This is a genomic window from Pseudolysinimonas yzui (genome assembly GCF_014653215.1).
Classification (GTDB): Bacteria; Actinomycetota; Actinomycetes; order Actinomycetales; family Microbacteriaceae; genus Pseudolysinimonas_A; species Pseudolysinimonas_A yzui.
The window spans coordinates 477,038-491,796 of the sequence record NZ_BNAI01000001.1 but is presented as its reverse complement, the minus strand read 5'-3'; the positions used below and the strand labels follow the sequence as shown (position 1 = coordinate 491,796).

11 protein-coding genes are annotated in these 14,759 nt (G+C 71.0%); 1 reads left to right on the top strand and 10 read right to left on the bottom strand.

The genetic code is table 11. The annotated features are described in order from the left end of the window. Window positions 1-3: 3 nt before the first annotated feature. From IE173_RS02515 to IE173_RS02495, 5 genes are all read right to left on the bottom strand, one after another. Window positions 4-963, bottom strand: a complete 960-nt coding sequence (locus IE173_RS02515; protein WP_191281788.1) for an NADP-dependent oxidoreductase — start codon at window positions 961-963, stop codon at window positions 4-6. A 73-nt stretch (window positions 964-1,036) separates the two neighbouring features. Beyond that, complete coding sequence (locus IE173_RS02510; protein WP_191281787.1) at window positions 1,037-1,855, bottom strand: ABC transporter permease; 819 nt, start codon at window positions 1,853-1,855, stop codon at window positions 1,037-1,039. Between the two features lie 13 nt (window positions 1,856-1,868). Next, complete coding sequence (locus tag IE173_RS02505; RefSeq protein ID WP_191281786.1) at window positions 1,869-2,789, bottom strand: ABC transporter permease; 921 nt, start codon at window positions 2,787-2,789, stop codon at window positions 1,869-1,871. After that, on the bottom strand, window positions 2,789-3,979 hold the full coding sequence (locus IE173_RS02500; RefSeq protein WP_191281785.1) for an ABC transporter ATP-binding protein: 1,191 nt from the start codon (window positions 3,977-3,979) through the stop codon (window positions 2,789-2,791). Before IE173_RS02500 ends, IE173_RS02505 begins: the two co-directional genes overlap by 1 nt. A gap of 7 nt (window positions 3,980-3,986) precedes the next feature. Beyond that, the gene (locus tag IE173_RS02495) at window positions 3,987-5,198 is read right to left on the bottom strand and encodes an ABC transporter substrate-binding protein (protein ID WP_191281784.1); all 1,212 of its coding nucleotides are present in this window, start codon (window positions 5,196-5,198) and stop codon (window positions 3,987-3,989) included. A gap of 150 nt (window positions 5,199-5,348) precedes the next feature. Between IE173_RS02495 and ald the strand changes: the two genes are divergently transcribed. Further along, window positions 5,349-6,473: an alanine dehydrogenase gene (ald, locus tag IE173_RS02490; protein WP_191281783.1), complete on the top strand. Its 1,125-nt coding sequence runs from the start codon at window positions 5,349-5,351 to the stop codon at window positions 6,471-6,473. Here the strand turns inward: ald and IE173_RS02485 are convergent. The 5 genes from IE173_RS02485 to IE173_RS02465 all read right to left on the bottom strand — a co-directional run bounded on the left by IE173_RS02485 (window position 6,444) and on the right by IE173_RS02465 (window position 14,738). Next, the gene (locus tag IE173_RS02485) at window positions 6,444-9,128 is read right to left on the bottom strand and encodes an FtsK/SpoIIIE domain-containing protein (protein WP_191281782.1); all 2,685 of its coding nucleotides are present in this window, start codon (window positions 9,126-9,128) and stop codon (window positions 6,444-6,446) included. The genes ald and IE173_RS02485 overlap by 30 nt on opposite strands. A 102-nt stretch (window positions 9,129-9,230) precedes the next feature. Further along, a complete protein-coding gene (locus IE173_RS02480; protein ID WP_191281781.1) occupies window positions 9,231-10,103 on the bottom strand; it encodes a double zinc ribbon domain-containing protein in 873 nt (290 codons plus the stop codon). Continuing rightward, complete coding sequence (locus tag IE173_RS02475; RefSeq protein ID WP_191281780.1) at window positions 10,100-12,409, bottom strand: transglutaminase TgpA family protein; 2,310 nt, start codon at window positions 12,407-12,409, stop codon at window positions 10,100-10,102. Before IE173_RS02475 ends, IE173_RS02480 begins: the two co-directional genes overlap by 4 nt. Continuing rightward, window positions 12,406-13,770: a DUF58 domain-containing protein gene (locus IE173_RS02470; protein WP_229841830.1), complete on the bottom strand. Its 1,365-nt coding sequence runs from the start codon at window positions 13,768-13,770 to the stop codon at window positions 12,406-12,408. Before IE173_RS02470 ends, IE173_RS02475 begins: the two co-directional genes overlap by 4 nt. Beyond that, window positions 13,767-14,738, bottom strand: a complete 972-nt coding sequence (locus IE173_RS02465; protein WP_191281779.1) for an AAA family ATPase — start codon at window positions 14,736-14,738, stop codon at window positions 13,767-13,769. The genes IE173_RS02470 and IE173_RS02465 overlap by 4 nt, the downstream gene beginning before the upstream one ends. Window positions 14,739-14,759 lie beyond the last annotated feature (21 nt).

The following is a 14,759-nucleotide window of genomic DNA, read 5'->3' as shown; positions in this document are numbered from 1 at the left end:
GGGTTACCGGGGTTCCAGCACGACCTTGCCGCCGGCATGGCCGGTGACGAGCAACTCGTAAGCAGCGCGGGCTTCCTCGAGCGGGAAGGTCCGCGCCACATCGACGCCGATCGCGTCGTCGGCGAAGAACTTCGCGAGGGTGAGGCGGGCAGCATCCCGGATGGCCGTTCCGGGATCGGCGCCGGCTCCCCCGCCGATCGCCTGTCCCCCCGCCGCGAGCACCGCCTCGAATTGTGCGTTGGCGATCGTGACGAGGCGGGCCGGATCGTGCAGCACGGCGAGCGACACCGTGACGGCTTCGTCGGTGCCGACGGTGTCGATCGCGGCGTCGACCCCGTCGGGTGCGAGCGTACGCACCCGATCGAGCAGTCCCTCGCCATAGCTGACCGGCTCGACGCCGAGGGAGCGCAGCTCGTCATGGTTGCGCTCGGATGCCGTGCCGATCACCCGAGCGCCCCGCAGCCGGGCGAGTTGCGCCACGAGCCAGCCGACGGCACCACTCGCGCTGTGCAGCAGCAACGTGTCGCCTTCGCCCACGCTCACGGCCTCCAGGGCGTGCACTGCCGTGGTGCCGTTGGAGAGCAACCCCGACGCCTCGACGAACGACCGGTGCGCGGGCTTCCGCAGCAACAGCCCCGCCTTCACCGTGAGCTCGGAGGCCTGGGCGCCGCGGAGCTTGTGGCCATAGACCTCGTCGCCGACCGCGAGCTGCTCGCCCTCGAGGCTCACGGCATCCGCTCCCGCCGCCGTGATCACGCCCGCCGCCTCGCTGCCGAGGCGCACCGGCAGTTTCGCCGGGTCGGTGCCCGCCGCCCCGGCCGCCTGCTTCGCATCCCACCGGTTCAGCGCCGCCGCCCGCACGGCGATCGTCACCTCATCGGATTCGGGAGCCCGCGACTCCACATCGATGACTTCGATGACCTCGGTTCCGCCGTAAGCGGTCGCCGCGACTGCACGCACCATGCCTTCATCCAACGCCCGCAAGCTGGGAGCGATTCCCGGTCAGGCGAAATGGCCGGCGACCGTCATCGAAACCTCAGGGGGTGCGGGCGAGACGCTTGCGCCGACCCGCCGAGTACAGCTGCGAACCGATCACCAGGGCGATCGCGAGCAGGAACACGGCGGTCGCGATGACGTTCGCCTGCGCCGGAATGCCACGCGCGGCCGCCGTGTAGACGTACTTGGGGAAGGTGGATGCGGCACCCGCGTTGAAGTTCGTGATGATGAAGTCGTCGAATGAGAGCGCGAACGACAGCAGCGCGGCCGCGATGATTCCGGGAAGCAGCAGCGGGAAGGTGATGCGCCACCAGACCTGGCTCGGGCTGGCGTAGAGGTCGCGCCCAGCCTCCTCGAGCGCCGGATCGAGACTCGAGACCCGGGCCCGCACCGTGACCACGACGAAGCTGATGCAGAACATCGTGTGGGCCAGGATGATCGTGCCCACCCCCTTCGGCACGCCGGCGGTGAGGAACTGGGCGGCGAGACCCGCGCCGAGCACGACCTCGGGGGTCGCCATCGGCAGGAAGATGAGCAGCGTCGCGGCGGCCCGGAACCGCAGGCGGTAGCGCGCGAGGGCGATCGCGATCGCGGTTCCGAGGGCCGTCGCCGCGAGAGTCGCGACGACACCGACGAGGATGCTGGTGCCGAACGCCTCGCACACCGCGCCGTTCTCGACCACGCAGATCGACGTCCAGTTGTCGAAGGTGAAGCCGCGCCAGACGATGTTGGACTTCACCGAGTCGTTGAACGAGAACGCGATCGTGTAGACGATCGGCGTGAGCAGCAGCACGAACCCGAGGATCGCGTAGACGGCGAGACCCCAGGTGCCGATCCCGAGCCGCAGACCCCTGTTCATTCGAAATCCGAGTTCATACCAGGTCCTTCGTGCCGGCGCGTCGGATGTAGAGCCCGACGAGCAGGAGGATCGCCCCCATGAGGATGATCGAGAGCGACGCCGCGACCGGGTAGTTCTCGACGCGCAGGAAGTTCGCCTCGATGACGTTGCCGATCATGGCCGTGTCGGGTGCGCCGAGGAAGTCGCTCGAGGCGTTGATGTAGTCGCCCGCCGCCGGGATGAAGGTCAGCAGCGTGCCCGACACCACACCGGGCATCGACAGGGGAAGGGTCACCTTGAAGAACGTCGTCGCCGGGCTCGCGTAGAGGTCGCCGCCGGCCTCGAGGTACCGCAGGTCGAGGCGCTCGAGCGAGGTGTAGATCGGCAGCGTCATGAACGGGATGAAGTTGTACGCGATGCCGAAGATCACCGCACCCGCCGTGCCGGTGAGCCGGGCGTCGTCGGGGAGGATCGTCAGGGACTGCAGCACCCCGAGCACCGGTCCCTCGTCGGCGAGGATCTGCTTCCAGGCGAAGGTGCGCAGCAGGAAGCTGATGAAGAACGGGGCGATCACGAGCACGAGCGCGAGGGCTTGCAACAGCGGGAACCGCCGAAGCTTCACGCCGATGAAGTAGGCGATCGGGTAGCCGATGAGCAGGGCGATGATCGTCGCCGCGATCGCGAAGCCGAACGAGCGCGCGATGTGCGGCCAGTAGGTCGTCATCACCTCGACGTAGTTCTCCCAGCGGAACGCGTAGACGTACCGACCGATCTCGCCGAACGGGTCGGGCGCCTTCAGGCTCGTGACGATGAGCGACACGAACGGAACGACGAAGAACAGCGCGAGATAGGCGACGCCGGGCAGCAGCAACAGCAGCGCGACCGGGCTCCGACGGCCGGGCGCGGCATCCGCGACCGCGGGAGCGTCGGACGTGCCGATCATCCCGAAGGCCATCAGGCCTCCTCGAGCTCGGCCTCGATGCGGCGCCGCTGCGCGATGGCGATCGCCTGGGTGTCATCGTCGGGGTCGAACCGCAGCGCTTCGGCCGGCTCGTCGGCCACGCCGAAGCCGTGGTCGACCGACCAGGTCAGCCAGACCTCGGCCCCGTCGCTGACGACCGGGCCGGAGACGAGGTTCTGGGCGAAGAGGGTCAACGTACCCACCCCGGGGACGGCGATGAGGTACTGCGTGCTCACCCCGCTGAACGAGACATCGTGCACGCGACCCGGTCCGAGCAGGTTGACGCCGGCGGCGGGGGCCGGTTCGGTCGTGTGCAGCACGAGCTTCTCGGGCCGGACGCCGATCGTGACGTCGCCCGCGTGGCGTTGGGCCCGCTCGCGCGGCACGGCGATCTTGCGGCCGGCGACATCGACGACGATCGTGTCGCCCTTGGCCGAGAGCACGGGGCCCGCGAACAGGTTGGACTGGCCGAGGAAGTTCGCGACGAACGCGGTGCGCGGCAGCTCATAGAGCTCGGCCGGAGCCCCCATCTGCTCGATGCGGCCCTTGTTCATGACGGCGATCGTGTCGGCCATCGTCATGGCCTCCTCCTGATCGTGCGTCACGTGCAGGAAGGTGATGCCCACATCCGTCTGGATGTCTTTGAGCTCGACCTGCATCTGTCGCCGCAGCTTGAGGTCGAGCGCGCCGAGCGGTTCGTCGAGCAGCAGCAGTGCCGGGCGGTTCACCACCGCGCGGGCCAGGGCGACCCGTTGCTGCTGACCGCCGGAGAGCTGTGCCGGCCGGCGCTGCGCGACGTGGTCGAGCTCGACCATCTGCAGCGCCTCGTGAGCGCGAGCGATCGCGTTCTTGGTTCCCCGCCGCTTCAAGCCGAACGCCACGTTCTCGAGCACCGTCATGTGCGGGAAGAGGGCATAGCTCTGGAACACCGTGTTGACCGGTCGGCGATACGAGGGCGTGCGGGTGACGTCGTCCTTGCCGATGAGCACGCGACCGGTGGTGGGGGTTTCGAGCCCGGCGACGATCCGCAGCGTCGTCGTCTTACCGCAGCCCGACGGACCGAGCAGCGCGAAGAACGACCCCGCGGGAACCGTGAGGTTCAGCTCCTCGATCGCCGTGAAACCCGGAAACCGCTTGCTGACGTCGTCGAGCTGGAGGTCGGCTCCTGACGACGCCGACTCCACGCCCGTGTCAGGCTCCCACGAGGACGGACTGGAACGCCGTGCTGAACGACTGCTCCTCGGCACCGGTCAGCGCGCGGAACGTCTTCACCTGTGCCAGAGTCTCCTCGTTCGGGAAGATGAGCTGGTTCTCGGCCGCTTCCGGATCGATCGCGACCGCCGCTTCCTTGGCGCCCACGACCGGGGTGATGTAGTTCACCCAGAGCGCCACTTCGGCGGCGACCTCCGGCTCGTAGTAGTAGTTGATGAGCGTCTCGGCGTTCTTCTTGCGCGGCGAGCCGATCGGGATCATCAGGTTGTCGTTCCAGAGCGTGCCGCCCGATTCCGGAATCGCGAACTCGAACAGGTCGCTACCGACCTCGCCGTTGATGAGCGTGACGTCGCCCGACCAGACGATTCCGGCGATCGCGTCGCCGTTGATCAGGTCCTGGGTGTACGAGTTGCCGCGCACCGCACCGATCTGACCGCTGGTGACCTTCTCGCGGAAGATGTCGAGGGCGGCGTTGAAGTCGTCTTCGCTGAAGTCCTGCGAGATGTCGATGCCCTGGTCGAGCAGGATGAGGCCCATCGTGTCGCGCATCTCGCTGAGCACGACGATCTTGCCGGCGAGCTCGGGATCCCAGAGGTCGTCGAGGGTCTTGAGCCCGTTCGGCAGCTTCTCCTTGTTCCAGCACAGACCGGCGAACCCGCCCTGCCAGGGCAGCGAGTGGGTGCGTCCCGGGTCGAACCCGACGTTCAGCAGGTCGGGAACGAGGTTCGCCTTGTTCGGGATGTTGGCCTCGTTGAGCTCCTGGGTGTAGCCGAGCCGGATGAGCCGGCCCGCCATCCAGTCGGTCAGCGTGATGAGGTCGGCGCCGATGTCCTGCCCGAGAGCCAATTGGTCGCGCACCTTGGCGTAGTACTCGTTGTTGTCGTTGATCTCGACGAGGTAGTCGACCTCGATGCCGGTCTGTTCCGTGAACGCCAGGAGAGTCGGGTAGTTGCCCTCGTCGTCCTCGTCCATGTAGCCGGGCCAGTTCGCCCACTTGAGGGTCGGGTCGGAGTCCGACTGGTCGGTCGCCGGGGTCGGGCCGCCGGACGACTCGGGGGCACAGGCCGCGAGCGCGAGAGCCGCGGCTCCGCCGACACCACCCGCCAGCACCGTTCGGCGCGAGAGCTGGGAGGCGCGAGCCTGCTGAACGAGGCGACGGATCAGGGGATCCTCGGGAAGCGACCTGGGCATGAAAAGACTCCTTCCGGCGTGGGACGATCCTGGCACAGGAGGCGCCCCGACGGAACTATTCAGCACTTCCGTAACACGAATTTCACGCAATCCGCTGTCTGATGACCCGAACAGTGCGGATTCCACGGCCTGCGGCCTACACTGGCCGCCATGAGGGTAGGCGTTCCGAGCGAGGTCAAGAACAACGAATTCCGAGTCGCGATCACGCCCTCGGGGGTGCACGAACTCGTCGCGCACGGCCACGAGGTTCACATCCAGGCGGGTGCCGGACTCGGCTCCTCGATCAGCGACGACGACTACCGGGCCGCGGGCGCGACGATCGCCGAGGGCGACAACGCCGCGGACGACGTCTGGGCGACCGCCGACGTGCTCCTGAAGGTGAAAGAGCCGATCGAGTCGGAGTACCGGCACTTCCGCGACGGCCTGGTGCTCTTCACCTACCTGCACCTCGCGGCAGAGGCGGCCCTCACCAGCGCCCTCATCGAATCCGGCGTCACCGCGATCGCCTACGAGACGGTGCAGCTGCCGAACGGCTCGCTGCCGCTGCTCGCCCCGATGAGCGAGGTCGCGGGGCGGCTCGCGCCGATCGTCGGCGCCAACGCGATGCTCCGTCCGCACGGCGGGCCCGGGCTGCTCGTCCCGGGCGTCGCGGGAACCCACCCGGCGAACGTCGTCGTCATCGGAGCCGGCGTGGCCGGCACGAACGCCGTCGCCTTGAGCGTCGGCCTCGGCGCACAGGTGATCGTGCTCGACACCAACATCCAGCGCCTGCGTGAGCTCGACGACGACTACGCCGGCCGGATCGTCACGATCGCCTCGAACTCGTTCGAACTGGAACGCGCCGTGCTCGCCGCCGACCTGGTCATCGGAGCTGTGCTCGTCCCCGGGGCGAAGGCGCCGAAGCTCGTGAGCAACGACCTGGTGCGCCGCATGAAGCCGGGGAGCGTGCTCGTCGACATCGCCGTCGACCAGGGCGGCTGTTTCGCCGACACCCGCCCGACGACGCACGCCGACCCGACCTATCCGGTGCACGGCTCGATCTTCTACTGCGTCGCCAACATGCCGGGAGCCGTGGCCCACACGTCGACCTATGCGCTCACCAACGCCACGCTGCCGTATGTGCGGGCGATCGCGAACTCCGGCTGGCGCGACGCTCTGCGCGCCGACCCGGCCCTCGCCCTCGGCCTCAACGTGCACGCCGGCCAGGTCGTCAACACCCCGGTCGCGACCGCGCACGGCCTCGCGTCAGGCTCCCTGGAGTCGGCGCTCGCCTAGGCCGCCGTCGGGTTCGGCGGCGAAGACCGCGCGCCGGATCCTGCCGCCCTCCACGAGCCACACCTCGCCCGGCGCCAGGGGCGGAGGAACCTCGCGGACGCGCGCGATCGCCCGGACGTCGGCGACTCCGCAGCCGCTGAACACGATCGGCAGGTCGCGACGCGCCCGGGCCAGCGTCGCCCAGTCGGCCTGCCAGGCATCCGGATCGCCCAGCACCACCGTTCGCCCCGGATCGATCACCGGGTCCCCGGGGTCCGCCTCGCCGAGCACGCGCACCCGCACCCGCGCCGCGTCCCAGCGGTCGACGAGTTCTCGCGGACGGGACGCGACGACCGCGAGCTCACCGCGCGCGGGCACGACCACGACGGTCGGGGGCACCGCCTCGATCGCGGAGCGCAGCCGCGGCTCCGGCCACGCGACCTGCACCGCGGCGCCCTCCCAGATGCCCGCACCCGGCTGGGCTCGCGGGTCGAACGTGTCGCCCTCGCCGCCCGCGAGAACGTGCTCTTCCCGGCTCGCGCACCGCAGCAGCAGCCGGGAGCCGAAGAGCGGTGCGAGCCCGTGCACGGGGCCGGCGAGTCGGCGTGCCGACGCCGCAACCCGGATGCCGCGCGCAAGCCCGTCGCGCAACAACCGGGCCACGAGGTCGGCGAGCTCGGGGGCATGATCCGCCGCGCATCGCGAGAGGGTGAGATCGAGGTCGTCGAGGAGCAGCACCGCGTCGTCGGGGAGCGCACCGGGGTCGGCGAGCACCCCCCAGAGTTCGACCGGGTCGCCGGGCAGCCAGCGCGCGGCGACGCCCGCCCCCGCGGCGACCGCCGCGAGAGCCGTCGTGGTGCCCGCGCCCGACGCTCCCAGAACGAGCAGGTGTCCGTGCCTCGGTTCGAGCGCGGCGACCGGTTGCCGCTGTTCGGCCGGGAGGTCGCGCAGGCCGAACGGGATTCCGTGGCCGGTCGGCAGGGCACCGTGCGGCACGAGCGACGGGAGCGGGTCGCACCACGGCCGAAACGGCGCCGCCCCGGATGCGGCCCGCGCGACCCGATCGACGTCGGCCCGCGCGGCGAGGGCTAGTTGCACGATCCGGCGCTGCCCGGCCCCGTCGACGATGACGGCACGCCCCCTCGGGTGCGGCGGGAGACGCGCGGCCGCGTCGTCGCCGATGAGCCCGAGACTGTCGGCACGGTCGGCGACCCGCAGCGCGATCCGCACGGCGACATTCGCCAGAACCGCGTCGCGCACCACTCCCGCGGGTCGCTGCGTGCACAGGATGAGGTGCACCCCGAGCGATCGCCCTCGGGCGGCGAGGTCGGCGAACAGCGGGTGCAGCTCGGGCCGCTCGGCGACGAGGGCGGCGAACTCGTCGACGATCACCACGAGCCGGGCCAGCCGCCCGACGGGGAGTTCCTCGATCGCCCGCGCCCCGGCATCCGCGAGCGCACGCTCTCGGCGACGCATCTCGGCGCGCAACGACTCGATCGCCCGACGGGCCAGGGGTCCGTCGAGGTCGCTCAACGTGCCCAGCACGTGCGGCAGCCCCTCGAGCGGCGCGAAGGCCGCCCCGCCCTTGAAGTCGACGAGCACGAACGACACCTCGCCCGGCGACCGGCCGTCGGCCATGCCGAGTACCCACGACACGAGGAGTTCGCTCTTTCCCGCCCCGGTCGTCCCGGCGACCACGGCATGCGGGCCGTCGGCCACGAGGTCGATCACGACGACGCCGTCCGCAGCGACGCCGAGCGGGGCGCTCAACCCCGGTCTCGCTCCGGCACCGGCGACCAGGTCACCGAGCGTGACGCGGTCGGGGAGCCCGGCACTCGCCGGGCGGACTCCCGACTGCCGGGCGGTGTCGGCGAGACGGTCGGCCGCCCGCCGGGCCGCCGCCTGAGTCATCGCGTCGGCGTGCCACGCGTCGACGCGCGGCAGTCCCGCGACCGCGGCCCGCCCCCAGACGACGAGCGTCTCGCGGTCACCCGTCACGAATCGATAGCGGCCGGGAGCACCGTCGCTCGTCTCGTGCGGCAAGCGGCGCGCCCAGTCCTCCCCGGGGGGAACCTCGCACGCCGTGGTCTCCGGCGACCGGCGCGCCGCGACCCGGAGCGCGAGGGTGCGGGCGACCGCGGCGGCCAGCACCGGGGGGCCCTCGACCGTGAACCCCGCCTCGACGACCTGAAGCAGGGGCGCGCCGGGGATCGTCGCCGCCTCGGCCCGCAGCCGGGCGAGTTCGGCGGGCTCGCCCGAGCCCCCGGCGCCCGACACCTCGATCCCGCTCCGCGCCGCGCCGCGGGAGACGGCGATGACGAGGCGGGTGTCGGCGGCGACCCAGGCCGCGTCAAGCGTGAGGAATCCGCGCAGGCGGTGCCGCTCCGCCTCCTGTGCGCGGTTCACCTGCTCGGCGATCTCGGTGAGCGCGGCCGCGAACCGGCGTGCCGCCGCCCGGGCGGTCCGACGCCGCTGCCGACGCCCGTCGACGAGGGTCGCCACCGCGATCACCGGGCCGAGCACCGCCATGAGGAGCATGAACGGTGACCCGGTCACGGCGAACAGCACCGCCGCGACGAGGATGGGCGCCGTCGTCGCCACCAGAGGGAACCCCGGCTTCTGCGGCTCCGGCTCGACGGGTGGGGCGGGGATGCGGACGACCGGCGGATCGATCATCCCCGCAGCTTCGCGGTCGGCGACCACTCCCCCGCGGTCCCGTCGCGGCGGTGCGGAACGTCGAGCCTCGCGGCGCCCGTGGAGGACGCGGGGCTCGTCGGCCTAGCTGACGACGAAGAACTGTTCGCCGATGTCCACCCGGGTGCCGCGGGCGACGAAGTACCGCCGGCCGGGTTCGCAGCGCTTCGGGTCGGCGTCGGGTTGCCGCACGGTCGACCCGTTGGTCGAGTACCGATCGCTCACCCAGAATCGGCCACCCTCCTGGCCGAACTCGAGATGCGTCTTCGACACCGACTTGCCGGCGTCGAAGACGGTCACGAGCTGGTCGACGACCTCGCCCGGCTGCGCCGCCGGATTGCGCCCGACGAGTCCCGCACCCGACACCGTCACGCTCTCGCCCGTGCTGAACTGCAGCACGAAGCGCTCCTCCGTGGGCACCGCCCCGACGATGCGTGTCGGCTCGAGATCGACGCTGCTCAACCGGGGGTTCTGACCCCACGGGAACGGATCGGGTGCTTTCCGCAGGATCTTCGGGGTGGGCGGGGTCGTCACGGCCGGGGGCTCGACGACAGGCTGCTCGGTGACGGGCTCCTCGACGACCGGCTCCTCGACGACGGGCTGCTCGACGACGGGCGCCGGCTCGGCGGGCGGCTCGTCGAGGGGGTCGAGCTGCGATGTGTCGCGCGGATCGCCGAGGGAGTCCGACGGGGCCGACAGATACGACGACGTCAGCACGAACCCGCACTCGCCGCAGAACACGTCGTCGTCGTCGATCGCCGCATCGCATTGCGGGCAGGTGTACTCGCTGTCGGCGACCGCGACCGGACGGGCCACCGGCTCCGGATCGGGCTCCGACGAGAAGAGGATCTCCGGCAGCACCGGCCGCTGCGTCGACGGTGCGGCCACGGTGCGCCCGCACTCCCCGCAGAACTGGGCGCCCTCGGGGAGAGCCGTGCCGCAGAATCGGCAGCTCATCGTTGCCTTCCTTCGCGCCGGAACAGACTCCGAACACTATAGGCACCGAGCGATCGCAGGGAGACGAGAGCCCGCACCCGTTGCCAGCGGGTCAATCCGAGGTCGAGGGCCGCACGCAACTCGCCGACTGCATCCCACACCCGATCGGCGTCGGCCGGGTTCGCGTGCTCGGGCGCGAACACCGCGCGGTCGGCGACTGCGGCGAGAACCCGCGACGGCAGACCCCCCGCGACGGCGGCCAGCTCGGAGCGGGTCGCGGCCGGGGGTGTCGCGAAGCCGTGGTCGAGCACCGCATCCGCGAACTCGTCCCAGCCCCCGCTGATGCGCTGGACGGTGTCCGGCGCATTGCGCCGCAGCCGTCGACGTCGGACCTTCGCGGCGACGATGAGCGCGAACGGCGCGAGGACCACGGCGATGATCAGCAGGCCGACGCCGACCACTCCGAGCGCCGCGAGCAACGCCGCGAGCAGCGGGTCGAGCTGGTCGGGGTCGTCCTGCGCGTTGTCGGGGGCGGCCTGATCTGCTTGGGGATCCGGTCGGTCCGGCGGCGGCGGCACGACGGACGGCGGACGGGCCACCTGGTTCTCCTCCTCGGGCTCCTCCTCCGGGATCGGCCGATCTTCCGGAACAGGATCGATGGCGACCCAGCCGTACTGCGCGGTGTCGACCTCGATCCAGGCCGTGACATCCGAACCCCGCACGACGCCGTCCTGGGGCACGAACCCGAAGACCACCCGCGCGGGGAACCCGAGCTGACGCGCCATGAGGGCTGCGGCCACCGCGTACTGCTCGGCGTCGCCGATCATCCGGGACTCGGTGACGAGTTCGGCGATCCGGTCGGCACCGTGCCCGGAGCGGCTCGGCGGATCCTCTTCGTCGAGGCCGTGGCTGATGTAACCGTCGGTCTGCAGCGCGTCGAGCATCGCGACGAGCCGTTCACCCGGCGAGGTGAGCGTGCGCACGCGTTCCTCGAGGTACAGCGCGAGTTCCTCCGGGATCTCCCCGAGCCGCGGCACGTCGGCATCACCCGGCGAGAGCGCGTCGAACTCGGTCGTCGCCGGCTGGTCGGGCAGCACCGCGTCGATGCGATAGCCGTCGCCGGTCTCGAGTCCGCCGAGCACCGCGGCCGTACCGGTGGTCGCGTTGTAGTAGAACGCGTCGGTGAGGCTCGCGCCGCGGGCGCCGGTGAAGGTGATCGACTCGAACGCTCCGGCGCTCGGCAGCCAGACTCCGCGGTAGCCGGCCACCTCGACGACGAGTGTCACCGACTCCCCCGAGACTCCGCCCTGATCGACGGATTGCGGGATGCGCACGAACGTTCCCGAGGCGCTGTCGACGGAGGCGGTTCCCACGGCGTAGACCACGCCGTCGTAGCTGTCGAGGGTCGCGACGCGCACCCGCGAGCCGGCGGGCAGACCCGAGATCGTCAGCATCACTTCGTCGACGCGGTCGTCACGCAGGTAACGACGGAAGCCCGCCAGCGGGCTCGGATAGTCACGAGGATCGAAGGGCTGCTCGACCGCCGTGCGCAGCACGTCGCGTTCCCCGGTGACCGGCACGACGGCCGTCGCTCCGATCGACGCCCCCGACGCGATCACCAGGATGAGGCCGCCGGCGACAACCGTCCGCATGCCGAGCGCGGCGCCCCCTGCCGTCTCCAGCGGGCGTCCCTCGGCATCCGGTGTCGCGCGCGCCAGGGCGCGGATCGCCGATCGGCGTCGCCGCCAGCGATGCCAGACCAGGAAGACCAGTGAGCCGGCGAGCATCCCCAGGGCCAGCGGCACCGGCCACGGCACCTCGTCGGGACCGAAGGCGATCGCGACGAGGAACGCCACGATCGGCGGGAGCACCGCCAGCTCGGGGTAGCGGGCGCGGGCGGCGATGGTGACCGACAGCAGGGTCGCGGTGAGGAGCAACAGGAAGGCCGGCACGAGGAGGGCCTGATAGTCGCCGACCGGCAGCGTGATCGTGAGCAGTTGCTTCCAGCCGTACGAGACGCCGGACAGCAGGTCGAGGATGCCCTCCCAGCTCGGCAGGAATCCGCCGATCGCCCGGCCGGGGACGGCGAGGGGAACGCCCAGCACGACGAAAACGCCCGCGGCGACCAGCAACACCACGAACGACGGCCAGCGGAATCGAGCCCCCAGAAGCGCCACGACGGTGCCGGCGATCACCGCGCCCCCGGCCGTCGCGAGGTACCACGGGTCGCGGTAGACCGGCCAGAAGGCGGCGGCCGCCAGTCCGATCAGAATCCAGAGGATCGCGACATCGACGGCGATCGACGCGGCACTGCGGGCGGGCTTCATGCGACGGCCGCCGATCGGGCGAGGGCGATGCGCAGATCTTCGAGGTAGCCGATCGTCAGCACGCTGAGACCGGCGACCCGACGGAATCCCGGAACGGCATCCGGATCGCACACGATCGCGACGACCGCGACGTCGACGGGGAACGAGTGCGAGGCGGCGCGCAGTTCGCTCGGAGTCACGAGCGACCCGCAGACCAGGAAGGCGACCGAGATGCCGGCATTGTCTTCGGCGGCGATGCGGCCGACGTCGCGGATCCCCAGCGCGGCCGACGCCGCCTCGACGACGGCGAGATCGTCGAGCAGCCGACTGGGAAGGTGGGTCGCGAGGGCCCGCACGGCGTAGATCTTGCGCTTGGCGAACTCGGGGGTGACCGTGCTCACGACCACCGACACGGTGCGGCCGTCGCGGATGGCGCGCACCCCGAGCGATCCGGCGACGCTCACCGCGAGCTCGAACTCCTCCTCGGTCGCGTAGTCCGACGTCGCGAGCGAGAGGGCCACGACGAGGTGGCTGCGCCGGGTCTGCTCGAATTGGCGCACCATGTAGGTTCCGGTCTTCGCCGTCGACTTCCAGTGGATGTAGCGCCGCTCGTCGCCCGTCTGATACTCGCGCAGGGCGTGGAAGGCGACATCGCTCGAGGTGAGGTCACGGGTCGGGCGGCCCTCGAGGTCGCGGATGAGACCGGTGCTCGTCGAGGGCACCCCGACCGTGCGGGGGTGCACGACGAGGTTCTCGGTCTCGGTCCAGATCAGCTCACGGCGCACCAGCCCGATCGGGTCGGCGCGAACGGTGCGCACCGGTCCGACGGGGATGACGCCCCGCCGCAACGTCGGGATGGCGAAGCCGTTGGTGAACGATGCCCCGGGCCGGAGACTCGGCATCGCCAGTTCGGCGAGCCCGACGCCCACCGGGATCTCGACGGTGACCCCGAGCACCCGTCGCCCCGTCGGATTGTGCAGGGTCACCGCTCCCCCGGCCGGATCACCGACCACGACGCGACGGTGCAGCAGTTCGAGGCTCACGTCGAACGGCGACCGGCCGACGAGGTAGACGAGGGCGATCACCGCGAGCACCGCGGTCGCCCATCCGACCACCACGAGTTCCACCCAGCCGAGCGTGTACCCGAGCGCGAGGGTCACGGGGACGAGCGCGAGCACGACCCAGCCGAGCGGAGTGACGACGGTGGCGATCCGCGCCGCGGCCCGGCCGATCGTGGAACCCGCCAGAGCGAAGAACCGCACGATGGCGACCACCAGGTCGGCCAGCGCTCCGGTGCGCGCCCCGACGATGCGGGTGCGCGCGTTCGTGAGCCCCGCCGAGTCCGCCGGGCTGTGCGACTCGGCTCGGCGAGGACTGCTCACACGGCCTGCCGGTCGCTGGGCGGCGGGGTCTCGAGCAACAGCTGGCCGACGATCCCCGACGTCGTCACGCCGTCGAACTCGGCCTCCGGGTCGAGCAGCAGACGGTGGGCGAGCACCGGTTCGGCAAGCGACTTCACGTCGTCGGGGATGACGTAGTGCCGCCCGCTCGCGGCGGCGAGGGTCTTCGCGCTGCGGATGAGCGCGAGCGCCCCCCGGACACTCGCCCCGAGGCGCACCTCGGTCGCCGTGCGGGTCGCCTCGACGAGGCGGGACACGTAGTCGTTGACGCTCGGGTCGACGTGCACGTGGCGCGCCTGCTCGGCCATCTCCAGCACCGCGTCGGCGGTCACGATCGGCTGCAGCACGAGATCGTGCGCCTTGACGTCGGACCCCTCGAGGATCCGCAGGGTCGACGCGTGGTCGGGGTACCCGATCGACGCCTTGAGCAGGAAGCGGTCGAGCTGGGCTTCCGGCAGACGGTAGGTGCCCGCCTGTTCGATCGGGTTCTGCGTCGCGATCACCATGAACGGATGCGGCGCCTCGTGCGTTTCGCCGTCGACGGTCACCTGGCCCTCCTCCATGACCTCGAGCAGGGCAGCCTGGGTCTTCGGGGAGGCGCGGTTGATCTCGTCGGCGAGCACGACGTTGGCGAACACCGGGCCCGGGTGGAACTCGAAGAGCCCGCTCTTCTGGTCATAGACGCTGACCCCGGTGATGTCTCCGGGCAGGAGGTCGGGGGTGAACTGGATGCGATTGCTCGTTCCGGCGACGCTCTGGGCGATCGCGCGGGCCATCGATGTCTTGCCGGTTCCGGGGTAGTCCTCGAGCAGCAGGTGACCTTCGCTGAACAAGGTGACCAGACCGAGGCGGATGACGAACGTCTTCCCCAGCAGCACCTGCTCGACGTTCGCCACGATCCGCCCGAAGGTCTCCTGGAACGCGGAGGCCTGCTCAGGGGTCATGCTCATGGATGGTCCTTCCGGGGGGAC

Coding starts and splice junctions, on each gene's coding strand:
- IE173_RS02475 (WP_191281780.1), bottom strand. CDS start 12,409: ATGAAGCCCGCCCGCAGTGCCGCGTCGATCGCCGTCGATGTCGCGATC.
- ald (WP_191281783.1), top strand. CDS start 5,349: ATGAGGGTAGGCGTTCCGAGCGAGGTCAAGAACAACGAATTCCGAGTC.
- IE173_RS02505 (WP_191281786.1), bottom strand. CDS start 2,789: ATGGCCTTCGGGATGATCGGCACGTCCGACGCTCCCGCGGTCGCGGAT.
- IE173_RS02480 (WP_191281781.1), bottom strand. CDS start 10,103: ATGAGCTGCCGATTCTGCGGCACGGCTCTCCCCGAGGGCGCCCAGTTC.
- IE173_RS02465 (WP_191281779.1), bottom strand. CDS start 14,738: ATGAGCATGACCCCTGAGCAGGCCTCCGCGTTCCAGGAGACCTTCGGG.
- IE173_RS02485 (WP_191281782.1), bottom strand. CDS start 9,128: ATGATCGATCCGCCGGTCGTCCGCATCCCCGCCCCACCCGTCGAGCCG.
- IE173_RS02510 (WP_191281787.1), bottom strand. CDS start 1,855: ATGAACAGGGGTCTGCGGCTCGGGATCGGCACCTGGGGTCTCGCCGTC.
- IE173_RS02495 (WP_191281784.1), bottom strand. CDS start 5,198: ATGCCCAGGTCGCTTCCCGAGGATCCCCTGATCCGTCGCCTCGTTCAG.
- IE173_RS02515 (WP_191281788.1), bottom strand. CDS start 963: ATGGTGCGTGCAGTCGCGGCGACCGCTTACGGCGGAACCGAGGTCATC.